Below are 22,395 nucleotides of genomic sequence, written 5' to 3'. Positions count from 1 at the left end.
TATGTTGATGTTGATTTGTTAGAAACATGTGCTGGGGATTAGGGATTTGAAGCTGGTGCTTCCGGGAGGGGGTTACGCAGCCGGAGCTATGTAACCAGCTATTAATATTTAGCAAGTTGCCATGAAAGGGAGATCCTTCACTTCATTCCGCTACGCTGCATTTCGTTCAGGATGACATTGTTATTAATAACAACGAATAAGCCGCCGGTGGCGGCTTTGGGTAATATCCCCACCCATGTCATACTGAGCGAAGCGAAGTATCCCCTTTTCATGGCTGATGCTCGTTTGATCTCGTTCCCAACTCCCAAGTTGGGAATGCCTCTCTGGACCACCCGGTCCAAGTAAGCAGCTAAGAAATTGTTCATCGTCCCGAATCAGAACGTTCAGAGCGAGATAGAATAAGGATCAAGACTATCCGTGCAATCTGGGTCATCTGTGTTCCATTCCTTTTCGTTTTTTTAGAGCTTTAGTGGCAGACTATCAGTCAGATCAGTGTATGAGGTGTATCGCGCGGTATGCCTCTAATTTTTGCTGAAAGGCATTTAACTTAGGGATAATGGAATAGCTGTGGAAAGATTAAAACCTATTACACCCCGGCTGATAATACTCTTCACTTAATTCACCATAGAGAAATAAATCTGGATTCTCAAAAATCGAACGTTTAGAAATCTTATTCCTTTCTTCAGGATCTAAATAGAGCTCGGTTCCATCTTTTGAAACAAAACTGCTGCTGGTATTAATAAACGTACAGGGTTCATAGAAATCGTTTACCGAGGCAACTTTTTCAACACCGGAATCTATACTTATCAGATAATACTCTTCACTACATGTTTCGAGGCAGTTACTAATAAGCAGTGAGTCGTTACTCACCCAGGTCAAATCATCAAAATCGTTACCTTGAATTTTATAATTGCTGCCATCTGTCCAATTATTGTCATTTTGTATTAGAAAGTTAATGTTGATTTCACAACTTGGGGTGGTTTCAACGACGGCTAATTTATCACCATGGAGAGAGGGCAGTACAAAGAATGATTGGAAATCACCTATTTTGTCAGCACATAACACTGTTTCAGTTGGCTTAAAAGTTTGTATTAACTCACCTGTTTCACTGTCAATCATATGAAAATCAGCGTTTCTTATCCCAGCGATAACATACTTTTGAGATTTCATATAAAAGAGTGTGCCGGCTTGCCCCTGTATGTCAGATACAAGTAACGATTTACTTTGAAGTCCGCTATCCATCATGTAAATGCTGAAAGACCGATTGCGAGAATCTCCCCCTGTTGGCCAATGTTCTTTAAACTCGTAGCTATTTAAAATATAGGCGATATCCGAGTTATCATCACTCCAAACGGGACTAAGAATTTGGTTTCTATGTTTCCAGGAACCACAAGAGATCGTAAAAAAAATCACGAAAAGTATAATAAGAGTGGATTTTTTAGACATTTCGTCACCCCATATATTTAAGTAAGAAAAGAAGACGCTTTTCACATATTAATCACTGGATATATTGAAAACAACGAAAACCAACTTTAGATGAAAATGCGATGGATGATGAACCGATTGACCGATTTGTGAATGGAGCCTCAACTCCACGTCCCGACGCAGAGCGTTCGGAACGAGAGTGAAACAAGGGTTAAAAAGATAGCCTTGTAACCTAATCCAATTCCTGCGACCAACCGCGCAACCTGTGCCATCTCTTTTCAGGTATTAGAGCTTTTGTGGCAAATTAAAATCCCAAAAAAAGGAACCGAAAAAACTCACCTTTTGGTTTAGCATGTCTTAACTTTGGCTCGCAAACATATAGAAGTAAAAAAGACATGCTTGAAAAATTTACCTTACCCGAATCCTCACGTATTTTAGAGCAAATCAGTGCGAAGAAAGCGATTGGGTTAATAGCCGGACTGAGTTTCGTTGCCGTACTGTTTCTGTTTTGGCTGATTTATTTTAAAGAGGGAGCGGAAGCTCCGGTGCCGTGGATTAAGAATTTATCGGCTGTAAATGCGGGATTGAATTTCCTGAGTACCATCTTTTTGTTGCTCGCCTTTCGTGAAATTAAGCGCAAAGATTTTCAGAAGCACATGCGGTTTAACCTTGCCGCTTTTGTGACCTCATCATTATTTTTGGTGAGTTATGTGGTTTACCATCATTTTGTGGGGGATACCAAATTTATGGGAGAAGGATTTATCCGGCCGGTCTATTTCTTCATATTAATAAGTCACATTGTGCTTTCGGTTTTTGTAGTTCCGCTCGTTCTTTCCAGCTTTTACTTTTCGCTAAGCGGAAAATTCAAAACCCATAAAAAAGTCTCCCGGTGGACCTTCCCCATCTGGCTGTACGTGTCAGTTACCGGCGTCTTGGTATTCTTTATGCTGAGAATCTGGGGATAGAAACTTAAGAACATCGAACAAGGAACATCGAAAGTTAAACGTTCGGTGTTGGAAGTTCCTTGTTCGATGTTTTTCTGTTCAAAAGAGAATTCATTAAAACTTTACAAAAGCCGGGTATCATCATTTCATAAATCTATGAGGAATGATGAACACCGAATTAATCAGAAAGTATAATATTCCGGGTCCGCGTTACACCAGCTACCCAACCGTTCCGTTTTGGAATAAGAGAGGAATTGCTATTGAGGATTGGGAATCTACGCTGATCAGTTCTTTTGTGGAAAGCTATGCCGATGGGATTAGTTTATATATTCATCTTCCATTTTGCGAAAGCCTGTGTACTTTTTGCGGCTGTCATAAACAGATCACCAAACGACATGATGTTGAAGCCCCGTATATAAACACTGTTTTAAAAGAGTGGCAAATATATCTCGATTTCCTTCCTATAACCCCCCGGATCCGTGAAATTCATTTGGGGGGTGGAACTCCCACTTTCTTTAGTGTGTCAAATCTGGAACGACTCATCAGCGGAATATTAGACCGGGCAGAATTAGCTGAAGACTATCAGTTTAGTTTTGAAGGTCATCCCAACAATACGACCAAAGAACATTTGCAGTCTTTATATAATATGGGATTCCGAAGGGTATCCTATGGCGTGCAGGATTATGATCCACAGGTACAGTTTGCCATCAATCGCATTCAGCCTTTCGAGCATGTAAAAAGGGCTCACGATTGGTCAAGAGAAATCGGTTATACTTCTATTAATCATGACCTGGTATTTGGGCTTCCTCATCAAACACTGGAAAGTGTTGAGGATACCATTCAAAAGACGAATCAGTTACGCCCCGACCGTATTGCCTTTTACAGCTATGCGCATGTGCCATGGATGAAGGGAAATGGACAGCGCGGATTTAATGAAAAAGATCTTCCGAAAGACCATGAAAAACGTGCGTTGTATGAGTTAGGTAAACAAATGTTTTTTGATCATGCTTATGAAGAAATAGGAATGGATCATTTTGCCCTGTCTTCTGATTCGTTGTATGAAGCGATGAAAACCAAAGAATTACATCGCAATTTTATGGGATATACGTCTGGTTCAACCAAAGTGCTTATTGGGTTGGGGATGTCGGCCATCAGTGACAGCTGGTACAGTTTTGCACAGAACGAGAAGAAACTTAGTGACTACCAGGCGAGGGTGGAAGAAGGAGAACTTCCCATATTCCGTGGACACCTGCTAAGTAATAAAGACCTGCTGCTACGCGAGAACATCCTTAATATTATGTGTCGGTTTGAAACAGAATTCGAAGGAAGTTCTCATTTATTCGAATTGATACGTGAAGATTTGCAGGACTTATTATCTGATGGGTTGGTTCAAATAAACGGGCGGAAAGTAACGGTCACAAGAGCAGGAATTCCATTTGTTCGGAATATTTGCATGGCTTTTGATAGAAAACTTCAAGAAAGTAAACCAAGAGAAAACCTGTTTTCCAGAACCGTGTAATTAACGAGAGATAGAAAAATCTTCATTTAACCTTAACGAAACTAACGTATTCTTTAAAAGCTGAAATTAATAAAGGGATTGTTTGATGACATCGTTAGCAAAAAATTCAGGAATCTGGCAATGGGCCATGTTCAGTTTTGTTTTAGCCGGCTTAACTGGCTTTCTGTTTCGCTTAGGTTTTGTACAACCACTACCAGCCGATCTGAACTTTGAAAATATGAGGCATGCCCACTCACATCTCATGTTCTTTGGCTGGGCTTCATTACTGCCGCTATATTTAATCAAGCTGGATATAGTTTCCGGGTATCACGCAGCTTTTGGCGTTCGGCTCATGAAGAATGCGCTCTGGTGGATAGTGATTTTCGGATTGCTCTCGTACCCGGCTTTTCTGCTTTATGGATATAAACCCATCATGATTGGTAGTGCTTCCCTTCCATTATCTGTGATTTTTTCCGGGATGGTTATGATTGGCTGGTACGTATTCATGGTTGGATATCTGATTACCCGCCGAAGAAAAAAAGGGTATCAGCCAAATGTATTTTTTGATGGAGCATTAGTTATGCTTTTCGTGAGTTCGCTGGGTGCGTGGGCTGTTGGCATAGTTCAAATGGCAGATGTTGGAAGCGTTCTGCTGTCTAAAGCATTGACCCACTTTTTCCTGTCAACTTTCATAGAAGGATGGATCATTTTGCTATTAATGGGGTTGATTACAAAAGCACTCTCAATTGAAGAAGATGATTTTGTGGTTCCACCTTCCGTTTTAATTGGGTTGATTGCAATCGGCGCACCACTCACATTTCCTTATGGAATCTCAGAAGGCCTGATCAACTTTGATTTATCGGTAGCTGCCCGGACGGGAGGCATCCTTATTGCTGAAGGAGTTTTGTTATTTGTGTATTCTGTGATTAAAGGCAGGCGCAAAAATATCTCAATCTGGATCTGGCCACTCCTTTTTCTAGTGCTTAAATCCGTGATGCAGGTAATAGCCTCGGTTTCACCCATGGAAATGTGGCTTTCCGATCATGGAATACGGATTTTATATCTTCATACTATTCTGCTTGGCGCCTTTACAGTCGGGATTATCTGGTTTCTGCATCAAATGTCGATCATGCAAAAGAAATACTTCTACTTTGTGTTACTATCTGTAGTTCTGTTATTGATGAGTCTTGTACTGATGACCAGTCTTTGGCCTGAATCTCTGACGGGATTATGGATATATGATGCCTTAGCTGTAACGGCTGTTCTGCCGGTAGTTGCTGTATTATTATTCTGGCTGAAACTGAAAAGATTAGTAGATGAAGAACATCACCCGGCAGAGGCTATTGGGAGAGAAGTTGTTCTATAAAGTCTTTCAGCACTACGGTACTATTATGTTCTTCATCTTTTGAGGCAAACACGAAAGTGACTGTATCTTCTTTTTGAATGATATCAATAAGCTCTTGAATAGCTTCAGAGCCAAATAGTTCTTTCCGGTATCGGTCTTTGAATTCTTCCCATTTGTCATGGTCATGGTCAAACCATTTTCTTAAACCAGGGCTGGGGGATACTCCCTTCATCCATTGGTCGAGTTTAGCCCGTTCTTTGGAGACACCTCGCGGCCACAAACGCTCGGTAAGAATTCGGTAACCATCTTCCTCAGATGGTTCTTCATACACTCTTTTTAGCTTAATCATGACTGGATCTCTTTGGTCTTTTCTTTAATCTTCTGTTGAATATCCAGTGATTGAATGGAACCGATAGCCGCTTCAATTGCTCCTTCCATGCAAAGTCCGCTCATAGAAGCATCCATGAAGCCTTCCTTTGCGGCTTCAATGCAGACATTTCTGATAAATTCGATTTGCTCGGTGCCAGGAGAAGCTGAATGCTTTTTTTCTTTTTTATTCATAACACAAGAAATACCTGAGTTTACATTCCATTATATGTAGTTTCAAAAGTCTTCATTCGTTACTAACGGTACATAAATTAATGGATAGAATAAATGCTTTCGCTACTATGTGGGTTAAAGAATATACCGAGCTTAAAACAGGACAAGGTTTAAGCCCGACACGTAAGGAACCAAAATGGTGAAATTAGTTTTAAAACTTCAGTAAGCAATTCGTTCGAACTTAATAGAAGTCTATTGAGCTCCCTTCTTAAATAATCGTAATTGTGAAAACATATATTCATGGAATTTGGAATTTATACTTTTGTAGAAAACACACCTGACGCCGAAAGCGGAAAAACGTTACATCCATCAAAACGGCTCAAAAATTTGATGGAAGAAATTGAACTGGCTGATAAGCTGGGGCTTGATGTTTTCGCTATAGGGGAACATCACAGAGAAGAATATGTTTCGTCCTCTCCATCAACATTGTTGGCCGCGGCGGCTTCGCGAACGAAAAACATCAGACTGAGCAGTGCGGTTACGGTTCTGGGATCGGAAGATCCGGTCAGGGTCTTTCAGCAATTCTCTACGATTGATTTGTTGACCGAAGGACGAGCAGAAATAATGGTCGGCAGGGGATCGTTCATCGAATCTTTTCCTCTTTTTGGGTACGACCTGCAGAATTATGAAGAATTGTTTTCTGAGAAACTAAAATTGTTGATGAAGCTACGGGAAGAGGAGATAATCACCTGGCAAGGCAAGCACCGGCCTTCTATTAATAACAGGGGAGTATATCCTCAGCCTTATCAGAATAAAATGCCCGTGTGGAGGGCCGTTGGGGGAACACCAAAATCAGCTTTTGAAGCCGGAGCGATGGGTATGCCGATGGCTATCGCGATAATTGGGGGGCAACCGGCTCAGTTCAAACAGATGGCCGACCTGCACCGCCGCGCTGCCGAAGAACACAATCAACCCAAGCCCGCATTGAGTATAAACTCCCACGGGTTCATTGCAGAAACCACACAGGAAGCTGCTGACATTGCTTTTCCTGCTTTTAAAACCACCATGGATAAAATCGGAAAGGAGAGAGGATGGCCTCCGATGAGCCGGCAGCAGTTTGACGCATCGATTACTTTGAAAGGAGCTAATGTAGTTGGAAGTCCGCAGGATGTAATTGATAAAATCATGTATCAGCATGAGATCTTTAATCACGACCGCTTTCTGCTTCAGATGAGCGTAGGCAGTGTTCCTCATGAAAAATTACTGAAGTCGATTGAGCTCTTTGCCAAAGAAGTGGCACCGGCTGTGCGCGAAAAACTGGGGCAGGGATCACCAGCGTAAGGTTAGTTTGCCAAGTTGGTCTGAGCTTCCAATTGTGCTCTTCGGTTCTTTAGCTCTTGAGAAGCTTTTGCATAACCGCCATCAGTTCCATCAACAAAGTGGATGTGATTGCTCTGGTAGCTCCTGACGTAGCAGGTAACCATAGCAGCAAAGGATGAATGAACGCCATACACGATGTGTCCTTCACTAAATAGATCTTCAAGATATTGTGTCATTTCCATCCGCTGTTGAATAGTTCCGGAAGCGACAAAACGGAGCCCGTCTCCAAATTTTTTATAGTCGGCATGGCGAACCAAATCGGGTTTGTAATCGCCCCAGTCAGTAGCAGATGTTTTCTTTTTGAATTTCATAAGATACAACCCGGTCACAAGTTGAAAAATCATCATACCGATATGTTTGAGCTTTTTGTAGAGTGTGGGAGGTTGAGTTCTTAGTTTCCATTCTACACCAAGCAACAATGGGTTTGTTGTCATTTGGAGATCGTCTTCCCGGATTGGATGAAATTTATCCTCGGTTCCGTAAATACGTTCTATTATTTCGAAACACTGCTCATAAATTTTAGCACTTTCTTCGTTGTCTTTTTCGTAAGACTGTATGATATATGCTGCTACTTCATCTTTATCGCTGGGTACCTGACTCCAGCGGCATTCCAGACCTATAAAATCTGCTTCAGTGGGTTCAACGTCTTTGAGTTGGTCCTCTTGTTTTATGAGTTGTTCAGCATAAGTTATTCCGCTTCCCCAAAATATAGTTTGATCCAGAAATTCTGATAAATATAGTCGAGCCACGCTTACATCATGACCTAGTTCCCTAAGCTTTTTTACCTGAATTATTCCGGTAGCCATTTCCAAACCATAAGCATCCTTTACGGCTTTTCTGCAAAAGGCTAAAACGCCTTTTACTTTCTCTATTTGTTGATCAGGTAGTGCGATCAGAGATCCGTCGCCTCCAAATAAATAAGGAAGTAAATCCTCTTTTTTGTAGAGGTTGTTGAGCGCGGCAATGATAGAAGCACCTGCCATATTTACTTCTTTATACTTTCCAAGGCGAATGGCATCTGTAGAGCCCCGAATATCAGCCAATGCTATGTACCAATCCTCAGGAAGAGGGGTATAAAGAGAATGATCTGAAACCTCTCTGAAGGAAGGAACAATGGTTAGTTCCTCATAAAACTCTTTCGCATTCATATACAGATATTTCCAAATGGGATTTTCTACAGTCTATATCATAACAAATTAATTTGGAAATAATAGGCATAAAAAAAGCCCTGCACTTATAGTTTAAGTGCAGGGCTTTTAAATACAATCTTAAGCGGAACGTTTATTTGAGTATACCGGAGCTTTTCAATTCAATGGTTTCTTCAAATTCGAATTCCTCTCCGTCTTCAAGTTCTATACCTTCAACAAGAGAATCAGCGTAAGCATCATTTGTTGGATTGAAAGATACTTTATAAGTATCGTTTTCAAGTCCTACGATGCGAAAGTTACCTTCAGCATCAGGCTGGGTTCCCACGGTATCTTCCCCAACAATAGCATACACATAGGGTTCGGCGTCAAGTGGAAGTACAGTACCAGAGATGCTAGCCTGTTCTTCCAGATCAACAGAGCGGAGCACAGGTTTTAAAATGTACATTCCATTACCGGTTTCTACGATGGATTGAGAAGCATCGAAGTCTATTACTAATTCATACACCTGGCCTTCTTCAACATCAGCATTTACCAGGAGCTTATAACCAGACTGTTGCGCACTTGGTGTGGTGAGAGCGTATGTTTCTCCATCTATTACCACATTGTTATCATCTCCGAGTATTAGTCGAATCTGATTGTATTGACCAGCTTCGAGTTCGGTTTCACCTAATTCAAGGGTAGCTCCGTTTTGGTAGTCCAATAAATTTACGGTCATGGAATCATCTAAAATAGAATACCAGCCGTTTTCTTCATCGTCTCCATCTTCTTCGCCATCATCGGTATCTTCGCCATTGTCTTCTGGCTCTTCAGCATCTTCATCCTTATTTACCAAAACCTGGCGAATCTCAATGTTTACTTCGTCATAGGCAGCAGGTGCATCCGTCAACGAAATTTTCATAGTTCCGGTACCTGAACCGCTATTTGTATTGCAAGCCGTAAAGGCAAAAGATGTAACGAGAATTAGCAGTAGTGATAAAATTCTAAATCTCTTAATAAAGTAGTTCATTATTGTGGTTGATTGGTTTGAAATTTCATCCATTCCAACAAGTATGAACTAATTATGTTTCAATTTAAGGGTAATTTCTAATGAAGTTATTTAAAGATATACCAAACAAGTATTTAACCGGCACCACCTGAAGCCCCTCCGCCTGCTGCCCCAGCCGAAGCCCCTGCTCCTGCGCTCCCGCCTCCGGCCGAAATTGTTCCTGTAGCTGCAAGATTACCAAATGATGATGCGATACTAGCCGGAGTACTGTTGCTTCCAGGCAGTATGATAATCCATGTGATATGTGAAACAGCCGCTGGGTTTTGTTCAAAGATTTGCTCTATGTGATCTTTACTCAATCCAAATGCAATGCTATAGATGAAATGCCGTCCAAGGTGGTTTTCTGGGATAGAATATTCCTTCGCATTTTTTAAGGCGTTATGATAGTTCTTCCAGCTCTGATAAAGTTCTTCCCCTTTAGGAGTTCTTCTGATTATAGCGAGTGATAGAACTGATGCTACGAAAACAATGAATGTTGCTATCCCAACAATGGGATGAAGAATGAATATACCCGCAACGGCTACCAACATAAATATTAGCTGAATACCAAAATTCCACCAAGCACCTTTGTAACTCTCTGAGTCTATCCAATACTGTTTTTTGGTGAATTTATTGAGCTCATCTTTCCAGCTATAGTACCATTTGGAAACATTACTGTCACTGAATTTGAAGATTTCCTTGATCTCAGTATTTCCATCAGATATTCGGTCTTTCACAAAATTCAATAAGGATAACTCCCATTCAGGCATGTTAGATTCCGGTTCTTTTTCATTGAGAGTGATTGCAAAGGTGTTCTGGTCGCTGGAAGCGGAGAACCAGCTCTTATCTTCTTCAGGTTCTACTTCATTGACTACTAAATATCCCCGACGGGCAAGGTCAAGAAGGGTAGCAGTAACATGCCCACCGGTAATGGTACGATGCATAAGCAACCAGCCTATAGCCGCTGGTTTTTGATTTCCGGGAATCATCAGGCTTTCATTTCTCGATAAGTTAATCTGATGCCTGGTTCCGTATTTACGGTAGAAAAAGATAAAACAAAGGAGACTCAACCCAGCGATAACTACAGACAATTCAATAGCGTAATTCATCATTTGCTCTCTTTCTTCAGCTTCTGCGATCTTTTGCTGACGATAATTTATCTCATCATTTTGAGCCCACAAGAGAGAGAATTCGGGATCAGTAATACTAACAGCAGATGAATTAAAGACGGAAGCAGGAAACACTGTTCGGATGATAACGGCCTGACCTCGGCTAATATCAGAACCAGTGAATTGGAAACCATTTTCTAAAGTTGCGGATTCTATCACCCAACTGGGTTCACGAACCCAGGAATGTAAGCTGGAATCGGGCAACGTCTCTGGAAGTTGTACCTGAATGGTTATCTCTTCGGTCGATTTTTCTCTTCCGGCAGCTGCGTAATTCCAAAAGAATTCACTCCACTCGGGTCCGGTAACAACCGCGCCTTCAAAGGTATAGGAAATCGTAAATATCCGCTCTTCGTCTTCTGCATTATAGAACCATTTTATATTGAAGGCTCTGTTTGATTCTTCTACCAGGAAAGTCCCGGGTTCTTCTGCATTCAGGTTAGTGTAATTTGTGCCGTTTTCCGAGACCTGAATATTCCGAATAGCTGAAAACCCTGATTTTGGGAGTTCGTAATTTGCCCAGGAGAAGTCACCATCAAACACATAGGTTCTGTGTTCGGTTATGGTTACTGTTCCATCAGGGTTAATTGTAACTTCAATTTTTAATTCCGGAATGGAATACTCTTTGGCCTGAACAGCACTCGTGAAGATGTTCAGGATGAAAATCATCAAGAATAAACAGCCGATATTCAAAACTTTCATATTCATTGTAGCTTTGTCTTTTTTTGAAGGATACACAATCCTCTTTTCTACTCAAAAAATTCTGCTATGTTATACTCATTGACATATAAGCATAAATATGCATAGTTTTGGTTTATGAGAACTTCTGTAGATATACCCGATGATTTAATGAAGAAAGCCAAGATAAAGGCAGTGGAAGAAGGAATTAGTCTGAAAGATCTAATCATCCGGTCTTTAACTAAAGAGCTTGAGCTTAAAAATGAAGTTGAAGGAACTCCCTGGAAAGACCTAAAAGGTAAAGGAACGACTTCAGGACTTTCAGCAAATAAGTCAGGTTTTGATAAATAGGATATTCACAGAATAGGATGATTATACTTGATACACATGTTTGGTTATGGTGGCTTTTAGATGAAGGTCCTTTGAGCGAAGAGGAGAGAAAGACTCTGGATGAGTCGGCTTCAAAAAAGGAAATAGCTATTTCAGCAGCTTCGATTTGGGAAACGGAAATGCTGGCTCGAAAAGGGGTTATTGATCTTCAGCCTAACTTTAAAAAATGGATCGAAGTGGCAACAAAACCTGAAATTTGCGAGGTTATCCCCATCGATAAAGAGGTAATCCTAGCTCAGGAAAAACTTCCGTCAGATTTTCCGGATGATCCAGCCGACCGCCTCATTGTAGCAACGGCGCTATTAAATGAGTTTCCTTTAGCTACAAAAGATGAGAAGCTGCAAAATCTCGGTTTTTGATTATCCGAAGTTCCAGGTAACGCCACGACCAATTTCAGGGTCTGGGTAATTCCAGTCTACGGCACCCTGATCACAGGCATACATGCATGTTCCGCATTCTATGCAGTCTTCTACCTGGAAATGTACTTTTCCGTTGTCATCCATGGTATAACAATTTGCAGGACAAACATAGGTAGTACACTTATGAGGGCATGTTGAGTTACAAATGTCGGTGTCAACAATAATATGCGGCTTGATCTCGGATTTAGCCTGATTACGATAGCTTACAAGTCCAAGACGTTCTGTGAGTTTTAAGTTCTTCATATCGTTACTATTTGTGAAAGGGGAAAAGGCAAAAGTGAAAGATCATTTTCAGCTTTCCAGATTTCTAATTTTTTTGGTATTTATTTGTGAAAAACAATCTTAATGGGGTACCATGATTAAATTAAATCACAAAGATTTAAACGTTTATAAAAAAAGCATTGAACTGGTTAGCGAAATTTATCGGCTAACTGAAAACTTTCCAAAGACAGAAACTTTTGGCTTATCAAGTCAAATGAGACGCGCTGCGGTTTCAATTCCTTCGAACTTATCAGAAGGTGCTTCCAGGAAATCTGACAAAGACCGAAAACGATTTTATCGAATATCGAGGTCTTCGTTAGTAGAACTTGATACCCAACTCGAAATTTCAATTAATCTCAAATATCTAACTAATAATAAAACAAAGAAGGTCGAAAAACTGGCAAACGAGGTATTTGCAATGTTATCAAATATGGTTTAGACACTTTTCATCTTTCACTTTTGCCTTTTCACTTAAAGAGATTTTCCTGCTTTAAATCCGAGTTTTGCTAATTCCCAGATAGATGAATGTCGTTTGATGGCTCCCTTAAGCATGTCTTTTGATTTAGGAGTAGGCTCGTTCTTGATAGTGAAGAACTGCCGTCCAAAGTCACAAACTAAGTTAGGTACTTTTTGTTGCATGGTTTCGGTATGAAGAAGATGAACGGCATCCTGGAAACCGTTGATGTCTTTCATCACATAACTTTCATCCATCACTTTGCGGTATTCTTTCAGGGTAGCTGAAGTGAAGTCGCCTTTCTCCTTTGCTTTCACAATAGTCTCAGCAGCCAATATTCCTGATCGCATTGCATAATCCATTCCCTGAATTGCTTTACCTGCATTCATCAGCAAATTAGCGGACTCTCCTGCCAGCAGAATTCCATCTTTATACAATTCTTTGGGCATGGCCCGCTTATCACCGGATGAAACAACATGCGCTGAATACTCTACGATTTCACCATCCTTGATAATATCAGCGATGGTAGGGTGTGTTTTGAAGTGATTCAGAATATCATGCGGACTCTTATTCTTTTCCCGCATATCTTTGATTCCAAGAACAAGACCAAGTGAGATCGTATCACGATTGGTATACAAGAATCCACCGCCTTCTACGCCATCAGTAGCCCAGCCAACAAATTCATTGCTCATTCCGCTGAGTCCATTAAGCTGAAACTTCTGTTCCAAAACGTCTTGGTCAAAGCGGATAATTTCTTTGATTCCGGTCAGCATATGGTCGGCTGGCACGTATTTGTCCTGAAGGCCTACCTGACGGGTAAGTAAATTATTGACACCTTCTGCAATGATGACGGAATCGGCATGAAATTCATCCTCACCGGTTTTGATGCCCACCGCTTTGCCGTTCTCCATGAGTACTTCATCCACCTTAATGTTGGTAGCAATGAAGGAGTCCATAGCGTAGTCAGAAGCATCGATGGCCTCCTGCACTTTACCTGAGAGCCAGTTATCAAACTTTGATCTAAGCACAACAACGCCTGAGTAAGGCGGTTCATTAAAGTGAGATGACTTGAAGTCCAGAGAAAACGTCGATTGTTCGTCCATAAAAGTAAGCCGGCGATGATTGATAAACCGCTCCCAGCCACCGTCTTCTTCTTCCCAGTAGTTTGGAACGAGTTTAGCCAGGTCGCTTCCCCACAAAACTCCACCAGATACATTTTTTGATCCGGCAAATTCTCCCCGTTCAATTAAGAGGAACTTCATGTTGTTTCGGGCGAGGGTCATGGCTGCAGCCAGCCCGGCTACACCACCACCAATTACAATACAATCAAACTTTTCGTCCATATGGATCAGTTTTGAGTTAGGAGTCTGGAGTTTTGTGTGAAAGAGTTAAACTCATCACTCAAAACTCATAGCTCTCTGCTAATTCTTAATTTTTTTGATTTCTTCGATGAAGGGAGGGAGTACCTTATACAAGTCTCCCACAATCCCGTAGTCCGCTACTTCGAAAATAGGGGCATCCGGATCTTTGTTAATGGCTACGATCACCTTTGAGTTGGCCATCCCGGCCACATGCTGTATAGCTCCTGAAATACCAACGGCAATGTACAATTGTGGAGAAACAACCTTTCCGGTCTGGCCGATCTGTAAACTTGGATCGTAAACTCCAGCTTCGGTTAAGGCACGGGAAGCCCCAATACCTGCATTAAGCACCGAAGCCAATTCTGAAATCAGGTTTTGTCCTTCTTCGTCTTTTACACCACGTCCGGCTGCAACAATGGCTTCCGCTTCGTTCAGGTCGATGGTGTCACCGGAAGCAGAAATAATCTCTTTAAGCGTAGCTTTAAGGTCACTGTCATCCAAATTGAAATCTATGTTCACAACTTCAGCATCAGTTTCACTTTCAACCAAATCATAAGACCCGGATCGAACGGAAACCAAAATTTTGTCACCTTTGGCTTCGGTATTGGCGACAATCTTAGCGGCCATAACCGGACGTTTGGCCTTGATACCTCCATCAATGAGTTCGAAGGAAGAAACATCGGGAAGAACGGAAGCATCCTGATTGGCAGCGAGAGCCCCTAAAATATCTTTAGTTCCTTCTGTGGAGGCGAAAGCAAATACAAATGGGTTAGCCGTTTCCATTACTTTTGCTAATGCTTTTAGCAAAGGCGTATTCATGTGATTTTTAAATACTGGATCTTCAACAGTATAAATTTTTGAAGCTCCATATTTTTTTACTCCATCCACATAGGAAGAGGCTTTTTCGTCAATAATAACCGCTTCAACAGAATGTCCGCCAGATTCAGCTATCTTTTTGCAGTGTGATAAAACTTCAAGAGATGAACGCTTAATTTTACCATCTGAAATTGCAATATGTGTGAGAATTGTGCTCATGAGTTTGATTTAATTTCTTTTCTTTTGCTTGAATTTGGTTTTGGCTTAAGCTGAGAACTTTAAAGTACGTTAGCTTCGGTATCCAGAAGCTGGGCTACTTCGCGGGCTATCTCATCAGGTTCACCCTCAAATTTCTTACCAGGTTCACGTCCGGGTTTCTCTTCATATCCCTTAACGGAAGTATTAGGAGTCAATTCATCATCGCTTAATCCTAACGAAGAAAGCTCAATCTGGTCTACTGGTTTCCGTTTGGAAGCCATGATTCCTTTCAGGTTCGGGATGCGGGGCTCATTCATATCATTAGAACAGGTAACAGCACATGGAGTAGGCAGTTCAATCATCTCCTGGCCGGAATCGCCCTGTCGCTTTACGATAAGTTTGCCGTCCTCGGCCTCAAGTCCTACCGCGTTGGTGGTGTAGGGAAGCTCCAGAAGTTCAGCCACCATGCTACCCGTTAAACCAGAATCGGTATCCTGAGATTGCTTACCCAGAGAAAGCACATCGTATTCTTTGTCTCCGAAAAATTTAGCAAGTATGCGAGCGTAAGATCCGGAATCATACTGTTCGTCACCGGATGTCTGAATATGGGTTGCTTTATCAGCTCCCATAGCCAATGCTTTTCGAATAGTCTCGGATGCTTTCGCTGAGCCGATACAAACAACTTCAACTTCGCCACCGTGCTTTTCCTTTAAAACCAGGGCTTCTTCAACTGCTGAAGCATCATAGGCATTGAGAATCATCCGGTCGGCATCCTGAATTAATTGTCCGTCTTTTATTTGAAGAGGTGCGTTAACATCTGGCACCATTTTAATACATACGTAAAATTTCATTCGATATAATTTTTCGTCTTAATAAATTCAGTTATGGAACCGCTTTTTTGGGCGGCTAATATACAAAACCAGCAGATAAATATTTTAGTTCTGCAAGCTTTCGTATTCGGATAAATGACCCTGGTCGGTGTTTTGTAAAACATCATATGCTTCAAGGCGAACATCGGTTTTTGCTTCATCAAAAATGGCTGCAATTTCCCGTGCTTTTGTATCAAAGAAAATATCAAAGAGGAAGTTGCTGGTAGATCTTCGTTTTGTCTCCTGTATGGTTTTGAGAGCAGATAAAACTTCTTGCCGGGCTAGTTCAGGATCGGTTACGAATTGGTCGAGCCCAAGCCGGTGATATCGATAGTAAGCGGAACGCAAAGGCCTGTAATTCGAAGAAACCAGATCAGTAATCATATTATTTCTGTTTCTGCGATTATTGGTGCTTCGCGTCCACCCAAGAGCTGATGTGCTTTCAGCCAGGTTTAAAATGTTCTGAGCCTTGCCAAAATAGGGATCTCCTCCATGTTCAGAGAATGTATCAAAATCAAAGCCAAGCATGGTATAACAGTAGAAATCGATAAAACCGGTAAGGGCATCAAACTGAAGCTCGTCATGAATCAAACTTTTCCCTTCAGGATAGCTAAACTGCCAGGCGTTATCGCTAAGTAAAACAGTAGTTGTTTTTGCAGTTGTATTATAAATGGGTCGCTGAACCTGAAAGACGACTTCAGCTGAAAAAGTATAATCAGAAGTTCCTGTTGTTATTGCAATTTGAATCTGACAATTGAGCCGCTCTTCTTCCTCAAAATCCTGATCTGTCCACTGATATTCATTAATATAATTTTCCAGTGTGGGTTTAAGATTCTCAAGATAACTGAAAGAAGACCCTTCAAGCTGGTCAATATTAACGGTAACCGTACATTCAAATTCCTGTGCTTTTAACGAAAAGGGGGTAAACAGGAAAATTATCCCACATAAAATGATGGGCTTTATTATTTTAGAAATATAATTACTGAGAGAGATCATATTTTTTTGTCGACATTTGGGGTCCTAATGATACGAATACGACACGTTCTAAATAAATTTTCTTTGGGAATTATTCTGGGGTTGATTTCCATTCCTGTTTACGGCCAGCTTTCGATGGGCGCAAGAGGATTAGGTATGGGCCAAGCCAATCTAGCACTTCCTCAATACGATTGGGCATTGTTTTCAAATCCTGCCCTTTTAAACAACGAAGATATCTCCGTTGGATTTTATGGTCTTCGAAATTATGGCTTTGCCGAGCTTACCGATATGTCTGCAATCGCAAGTGTGCCCACCCGATTGGGGGTTACGTCTGTGGGCTTTCATCGGTATGGCGCTAATTTGTTTAACGAAACGAGGCTCAGGCTTGGTTATAAAAACGACTGGCGAATGTTGCACTTCGGAATTGTTGGCAATTACAGTCACATTTCTTTTGGAGGAGATTACGGTTCAGGTGGAGCTATTGGGATAGATGTAGGAGTAGCTGCCAAAGTATCCAATAATCTTTGGGTAGGGGCAAAAACAGTAAACATAAACCGGTCTTCTTATAGAGGTATTAATGAAGATTTACCCCGTGAAACCGGTATCGGATTCTCTTATGAACTAAATGAGTTGGCTTTATTCGCTTTTGATGTAGTGAAAGATGTCAACTTTCCAGTGGCATACCGATCAGGAATTGAGATTAAAGTTATCGAAAATCTGAAAGGAAGGGTTGGCATTACCACAGAACCTTTGACTTATTCTCTTGGGTTTGGTTATGGGAGGGAACAATGGGATGTTAATTTTGCAGTACAAAAGCACGAGTTGCTTGGGTTTAGCCCCGGTCTCGATTTCATGATTTATTTCTGATGAAAGGTGGTGAGATTGGCATAGCGCTTTTGATGATTTTCGGGCTAATGCTTTTCAAGCCTGAATCAGCACATGCTCAGCAGGATACCACAGCAACTCAGGTAGAAGAACAACTCGAAAAAGCATTTGAAGAATTAGATTCCGAAGAAGTTGGAGAAGCCGGTGAGCAACTCACTCAATTCCTTGAAGATCTGGCTGCAAACCCTGTTAATATCAATAGTAGTGGATTGGATGATTTACTGCAGGTGCCGGGCATCAACCTGAAAATAGCACGAGCAATCATTGAGTTTCGAAGCTCAAAACCATTTGAGGAAAAAAGTGAACTTCTTGAAGTACGGGGTATCGGAGAGGCAACTTATCAGAGAATGGTGCCCTATATTACCATTGGTGGCGCAGAGTCCAGGTTTCGGGATATGTATATGAGACCTGAGTACTGGATGGCCAACCGAAAGGTAGAAGTGTTTTCACGTTACCAGCAGAATCTGCAAATGAGGGAAGGGTTCAGGGAGCCAGACTCTGCAGGAGGGTATCTTGGTAGTCCGGCTAAATACTACCAGCGATTTCGGATAACCAGTAACCATTTATCTTTAAATCTGACACAGGAGAAAGATCCGGGTGAAACCTTGCAGGGTGTAACCGGCTTTGACTATAATTCAGGTCATGTTGCTCTTACAGATAATGGAAAACTCAAAGATTTTGTAATTGGGGATTACAGCCTGAGCTTTGGTCAGGGGCTTGTACTTTGGACAGGTGGCGCCTTCGGGAAAGGAAGGGAGGTAACAGGGACCATCAGTAAGAATGAACGGGGAGTTAAGGCATATTCTTCTGCCCAGGAAACGGATTTCTTTAGAGGTGTGGCTGCAACTTATGGAGAGAAGCTGGAAATAACGGCATTCTACTCAAATCGCCCCAGAACGGCCTCTGTCATAAGCGGTGATACCACACGCTTTCCAACATCAGCAGGTTTTCACAGAACAGAAAATGAGTTAGAGCGAAGAAATAATATTGATCAAATGGTTGTAGGCGGACGGGCTCGGTTGGATACACCCGTTGGTTTGATTGGGGTTAGCGGGTATTACAATGAATTCAGCAGCTACATAGCCAAAGGTACATCGCTTAGCAATTTATATGATTTTGAAGGATCTGAAAATTCGGTTTTGGGGATTGATTATCGGGGTTTGGTTGGGAATGCTTTTGTATTTGGAGAGGTAGCGAGGAGTCAGAATGGGGGCTTGGGAGCGGTAGCTGGAATTGAGACACCTGTGACCGATAATACTGACTTGGCTTTGTCCTATCGTAATTACCAGAAAGATTTTCAATCCTTTTTGTCGAGTGGCTTTGGGGAACGTTCCTCAGCTCCTCAGAATGAAGAAGGTTTTTATGTTGGAGCTCGTCATCAACTCAATTCGCTAATTACACTAAGCGGTTATATCGATCAGTATCGGTTTGCTTCTCCCCGTTTTGGAACCTCACAAGCTACAGGAGGTTTTGATATGCTGGGGTTAGCTGAACTGGAATTCACTCCTAAACTGAATGTTTACTTACTAATCAGAAATGAAATTCAAGATCAGGAATTTGAGATTATAAATGTACGCGGTGCTCAGGAATTACTGATGGGAGAAGAGAAGCGAGCAAGCATCAGGGCAAATTTTGAGTATCAGGTAAGTCCTGATGTTCGTTTACGCTCAAGAATAGAGTTTGTGCGCAATAAAGAAGCAGGAGCAAGTTGGGAAAAAGGGTTTTTGTTGTATCAGGATATTCGAATAGAGCCAACAAATGAACTTAGAATTGATGGAAGAATTTCTGTATTTGATACAGAAAGTTTCTCAACAAGGGTATACCAATTTGAAAGTGACTTGCTTTATGTATTGTCAAATACGGTTTTGTATGATCAAGGTCAACGCGCATATGTTACTGTAAAATATGAGTTAACAGAATATTTTGATGTTTGGTTTAAATATGGGATAACTATTTTTGAAGATACACAGGTAATTGGCAGCGGGTTAAGTGAGATTAAAGGAAGTGTAAGGAACTCTGTGGGTTTGCAAATCCGGCTTCAGTTATAAATTCATGTTTATTAACAAATCAAAATATTTAAGAATCTACCATTGCTAGTTGAAGGTTATTTTTTATTTTGAAAACATTCTGCGAAGGAATAAAAATTTCGGGGAGAATTAGGTTAGACTAAACTTTATTTAAGATGGGTATTAGAAGTATATTTTTTTTATTGGTTGGGTTACTATTTTTAACTGTTTCTGTGAACGCTCAAAGTTCGGTGCAGGAGGAGTTATCTAGAAGAAATTTAACGCTATCTCAGGCTCAGGAGTTAGCCAGGCAGGCTGGAATTAATCCCAATGATCCGGATCAGATAGCCCGGGTTGCAAGAGCGAGAGGAGTTTCAGAAGAACAAATTCAGGAATGGCTGATTGACCTGAGACTAAAGAATGGGAGCGATACCAGTGGAAGCGGGTTAGAAGATCTGAGTGGAAATGTAACTAGTGCAGATGATATTGAACTAAGTGCAGAAGCAGATCAGGACAAGAAACCCAGAACTTCCACCTTAAAGGATACTTCTGGTTTGGAATATTTCGGGTATAATATTTTTTCCGATACACCAGATCCATTCAAACCTAAAACAATCGGACCTGTTGGTGATGGATACGTTGTAGGGCCCGAAGATCAGCTCCGGCTTACCGTTTGGGGAGCAACAGAATTTCAATACGAACTTCAGGTTGATGTGGAAGGAAGGATATTGATTCCTAACATCGGCCTTGTGACGGTGGCAGGACAAAAGCTTTCTGATTTAAGAGAATCTTTAAAAGTCAGGCTTGGAAAAAGCTATTCAGGATTGCTGAGAAATCCTCCAACTATTTTTATTGATCTGACGGTTACTCGTCTTCGACCTATCCAGTTATTTGTGTTAGGGGAAGTTAAAAATCCAGGTGGATACTCATTCACTCACAATTCTACCATTTTCAATGTTCTCTATGGTGTTGGGGGGCCTAAGATTTCTGGTTCATTAAGGGATATCCGGGTAATCAGAGAGGGTAAGCAGGTTGCTACGATCGATTTGTATGATCTTTTGCTGAGAGGTACAGATAATCAAAATGTGCCTTTACTTAATAACGACAGAATATTTATCCCCCCGCGTGAAAGTACGGTAAGCATTCAGGGACAGGTTCGAAGACCGGCAATATATGAACTGAAAACAAATGAGGGATTAAGCAAATTAATTGAGTTTGCTGGAGGAGTAAGGCCTGAAGTTTATGGAGATCGGTTCCAAATCAGCAGGGTGATACCAATTGAAGAAAGGCTTGATCCAAGTTTCGCAAGGGAAATACTTGATTATCCTCTGAAAGAGGTGCTTTCCGGACAAAGAGAAGTGAAACTCTTTGATCAGGACAAAGTGAAGTTATTCAAGATATCAGAGGTGTCTGATGACTATGTTCAAATCTCAGGTTTAGTCAATCAACCCGGCACCTATGAGTTATCCGGACAAATACAGACTGTAAGAGACCTGGTTTTAGCTGCAGACAGTTTACAGGATGATGCCTTTATAGGAAGAGCAATACTTACACGAACCAACGACGATTCTACAACAACAATCTATAGTGTTGTTCTTGAAGAAGTGATGAAAGATGAAGGTTCCAGCCAGAATTTTACGCTTCAAAAAAGAGATAACCTTCAGGTTTTCAGGAATACAGTAGAACTTATAGATCAAAGATATGTAAACATAACCGGAGAGGTGAATAATCCCGGAAGATTTCGATATAGCGAGAATATGAGTCTGGAAGATTTAATTCTGAAGGCTGGTGGATTCACCGAAGCTGCTTACATAGGAGATGCAGAGATAACGAGGACAGAGAAAACTCCTAGTAAGAATATGTTGACCAGTAAACTTACTCATGGATTAATCTCTGATTCCGATAAAAAAGATGATTTCTATTCAGTAGACTATTTCTGGGCGATACTTGATAACGCTAAAAGGTTTGAGCTTGACCATAGAGATCAGGTATACATAAGACGAAATCCCCGATTTAATGAACAGCGGTTTATTTCTATTGAAGGAGAAGTGGAATTTCCCGGCACCTACACTATTCTTTCAGAAAATGAAAGGCTCACTGCAGTCATAGAGAGAGCTGGAGGATTAACCCGAGAGGCTTATGCTGCCGGAGCACGGTTGTTTAGAGGAGATCAGGAAGTGATCATAAATCTTGAAGAATTATTAAATGGAGACCGAACCCAGGAAATCTTTGTAAAGTCCGGAGATTCCATTCGGGTGCCTCAAGTGCCAAATACCGTTTTAGTTACCGGGAATGTTGCACTTGACGGATTTATAAAATTCAAAGAAGGCGAACGCTTGACCTATTACTTAGACCAGGCCGGTGGTATGCAGCAAGACAGTTACAAGTACGTTCAGCTAACACAAGCAAACGGTGCTATTTATCAGGTGAAGCGAAAAGGATTATTCAAGCAAAACCCGAAAGTTGAGGATGGAGCCCGTATAAATGTAATTTATGAGGCACCTGAGCCAGTAGCAGAAAGACAGAGCGCAGGAGAAATTTTGCAAAAATCTGTTGCTACACTTACCAGCGCATTGACTATTATTATACTCGCAGAAAGAGCTTTTAATTAGT

Annotated in this window: 21 protein-coding genes; 10 read left to right on the top strand and 11 right to left on the bottom strand. The window is 41.3% G+C overall.

The annotated features are described in order from the left end of the window. Positions 1-576: 576 nt before the first annotated feature. Entirely contained in the window at positions 577-1,446 is an 870-nt protein-coding gene (locus tag RIB15_RS02165) for a hypothetical protein (protein WP_350200501.1), read from the bottom strand. Positions 1,447-1,820: 374 nt separating this feature from the next. Between RIB15_RS02165 and RIB15_RS02160 the strand changes: the two genes are divergently transcribed. The 3 genes from RIB15_RS02160 (at position 1,821) to RIB15_RS02150 (ending at position 5,233) form a co-directional block, all read left to right on the top strand. Continuing rightward, a complete protein-coding gene (locus RIB15_RS02160; protein ID WP_350200500.1) occupies positions 1,821-2,390 on the top strand; it encodes a DUF420 domain-containing protein in 570 nt (189 codons plus the stop codon). A gap of 145 nt (positions 2,391-2,535) precedes the next feature. Beyond that, positions 2,536-3,888 carry an oxygen-independent coproporphyrinogen III oxidase gene (gene hemN / locus RIB15_RS02155; RefSeq protein WP_350200499.1) on the top strand — a complete coding sequence of 451 codons (1,353 nt, stop codon included), beginning with the start codon at positions 2,536-2,538 and terminating at the stop codon, positions 3,886-3,888. Positions 3,889-3,973: 85 nt separating this feature from the next. Next, complete coding sequence (locus RIB15_RS02150; protein WP_350200498.1) at positions 3,974-5,233, top strand: hypothetical protein; 1,260 nt, start codon at positions 3,974-3,976, stop codon at positions 5,231-5,233. Here the strand turns inward: RIB15_RS02150 and RIB15_RS02145 are convergent. Then, positions 5,208-5,561 carry a DUF488 domain-containing protein gene (locus RIB15_RS02145; RefSeq protein WP_350200497.1) on the bottom strand — a complete coding sequence of 118 codons (354 nt, stop codon included), beginning with the start codon at positions 5,559-5,561 and terminating at the stop codon, positions 5,208-5,210. The genes RIB15_RS02150 and RIB15_RS02145 overlap by 26 nt on opposite strands. Beyond that, a complete protein-coding gene (locus tag RIB15_RS02140; RefSeq protein WP_350200496.1) occupies positions 5,558-5,773 on the bottom strand; it encodes an acetyltransferase in 216 nt (71 codons plus the stop codon). Before RIB15_RS02140 ends, RIB15_RS02145 begins: the two co-directional genes overlap by 4 nt. Before the next feature lie 279 nt (positions 5,774-6,052). Between RIB15_RS02140 and RIB15_RS02135 the strand changes: the two genes are divergently transcribed. After that, complete coding sequence (locus RIB15_RS02135) at positions 6,053-7,093, top strand: LLM class flavin-dependent oxidoreductase (RefSeq protein WP_350200495.1); 1,041 nt, start codon at positions 6,053-6,055, stop codon at positions 7,091-7,093. A 2-nt stretch (positions 7,094-7,095) separates the two neighbouring features. Here RIB15_RS02135 and RIB15_RS02130 read toward each other — a convergent pair whose 3' ends face one another. The 3 genes from RIB15_RS02130 to RIB15_RS02120 form a co-directional block, all read right to left on the bottom strand. Next, positions 7,096-8,280, bottom strand: coding sequence for a DUF3095 domain-containing protein (locus RIB15_RS02130; RefSeq protein ID WP_350200494.1), 1,185 nt, complete (start codon positions 8,278-8,280; stop codon positions 7,096-7,098). Between the two features lie 133 nt (positions 8,281-8,413). Continuing rightward, the gene (locus RIB15_RS02125) at positions 8,414-9,286 is read right to left on the bottom strand and encodes a DUF4382 domain-containing protein (protein ID WP_350200493.1); all 873 of its coding nucleotides are present in this window, start codon (positions 9,284-9,286) and stop codon (positions 8,414-8,416) included. Positions 9,287-9,399: 113 nt separating this feature from the next. Continuing rightward, complete coding sequence (locus RIB15_RS02120) at positions 9,400-11,178, bottom strand: DUF2207 family protein (protein ID WP_350200492.1); 1,779 nt, start codon at positions 11,176-11,178, stop codon at positions 9,400-9,402. 108 nt (positions 11,179-11,286) lie between these two features. Between RIB15_RS02120 and RIB15_RS02115 the strand changes: the two genes are divergently transcribed. After that, complete coding sequence (locus RIB15_RS02115; RefSeq protein ID WP_350200491.1) at positions 11,287-11,499, top strand: hypothetical protein; 213 nt, start codon at positions 11,287-11,289, stop codon at positions 11,497-11,499. A 17-nt stretch (positions 11,500-11,516) separates the two neighbouring features. Next, positions 11,517-11,897: a type II toxin-antitoxin system VapC family toxin gene (locus RIB15_RS02110; protein ID WP_350200490.1), complete on the top strand. Its 381-nt coding sequence runs from the start codon at positions 11,517-11,519 to the stop codon at positions 11,895-11,897. On the opposite strand, the gene RIB15_RS02105 is transcribed toward RIB15_RS02110, so the two are convergent. Next, positions 11,898-12,200 carry a ferredoxin family protein gene (locus tag RIB15_RS02105; RefSeq protein ID WP_350200489.1) on the bottom strand — a complete coding sequence of 101 codons (303 nt, stop codon included), beginning with the start codon at positions 12,198-12,200 and terminating at the stop codon, positions 11,898-11,900. A 112-nt stretch (positions 12,201-12,312) separates the two neighbouring features. On the opposite strand from RIB15_RS02105, the gene RIB15_RS02100 reads away from it, so the two are divergent. Then, positions 12,313-12,657 (top strand): four helix bundle protein, encoded by a 345-nt coding sequence (locus RIB15_RS02100; RefSeq protein ID WP_350200488.1) that lies wholly within the window; start codon positions 12,313-12,315, stop codon positions 12,655-12,657. 32 nt (positions 12,658-12,689) lie between these two features. On the opposite strand, the gene RIB15_RS02095 is transcribed toward RIB15_RS02100, so the two are convergent. The 4 genes from RIB15_RS02095 to porD all read right to left on the bottom strand — a co-directional run bounded on the left by RIB15_RS02095 (position 12,690) and on the right by porD (position 16,912). Continuing rightward, positions 12,690-14,015, bottom strand: coding sequence for an FAD-dependent oxidoreductase (locus RIB15_RS02095; protein WP_350200487.1), 1,326 nt, complete (start codon positions 14,013-14,015; stop codon positions 12,690-12,692). A gap of 78 nt (positions 14,016-14,093) precedes the next feature. Continuing rightward, positions 14,094-15,068 (bottom strand): electron transfer flavoprotein subunit alpha/FixB family protein, encoded by a 975-nt coding sequence (locus tag RIB15_RS02090; protein ID WP_350200486.1) that lies wholly within the window; start codon positions 15,066-15,068, stop codon positions 14,094-14,096. 59 nt (positions 15,069-15,127) lie between these two features. Beyond that, on the bottom strand, positions 15,128-15,898 hold the full coding sequence (locus RIB15_RS02085; protein ID WP_350200485.1) for an electron transfer flavoprotein subunit beta/FixA family protein: 771 nt from the start codon (positions 15,896-15,898) through the stop codon (positions 15,128-15,130). Between the two features lie 84 nt (positions 15,899-15,982). Beyond that, the gene (gene porD, locus RIB15_RS02080; RefSeq protein WP_350200484.1) at positions 15,983-16,912 is read right to left on the bottom strand and encodes a type IX secretion system protein PorD; all 930 of its coding nucleotides are present in this window, start codon (positions 16,910-16,912) and stop codon (positions 15,983-15,985) included. 27 nt (positions 16,913-16,939) lie between these two features. On the opposite strand from porD, the gene RIB15_RS02075 reads away from it, so the two are divergent. The 3 genes from RIB15_RS02075 to RIB15_RS02065 all read left to right on the top strand — a co-directional run bounded on the left by RIB15_RS02075 (position 16,940) and on the right by RIB15_RS02065 (position 22,394). Continuing rightward, positions 16,940-17,758, top strand: a complete 819-nt coding sequence (locus RIB15_RS02075; RefSeq protein WP_350200483.1) for a hypothetical protein — start codon at positions 16,940-16,942, stop codon at positions 17,756-17,758. Further along, positions 17,758-19,824, top strand: coding sequence for a ComEA family DNA-binding protein (locus RIB15_RS02070; RefSeq protein WP_350200482.1), 2,067 nt, complete (start codon positions 17,758-17,760; stop codon positions 19,822-19,824). The genes RIB15_RS02075 and RIB15_RS02070 overlap by 1 nt, the downstream gene beginning before the upstream one ends. Before the next feature lie 134 nt (positions 19,825-19,958). After that, on the top strand, positions 19,959-22,394 hold the full coding sequence (locus RIB15_RS02065) for an SLBB domain-containing protein (protein ID WP_350200481.1): 2,436 nt from the start codon (positions 19,959-19,961) through the stop codon (positions 22,392-22,394). The last annotated feature ends 1 nt before the right edge of the window (position 22,395 follow it).

Origin of the sequence: Gracilimonas sp., assembly GCF_040218225.1 — a bacterium.
Taxonomy (GTDB): Bacteria; Bacteroidota; Rhodothermia; order Balneolales; family Balneolaceae; genus Gracilimonas.
This window is presented reverse-complemented; position numbering and strand designations above follow the sequence as displayed.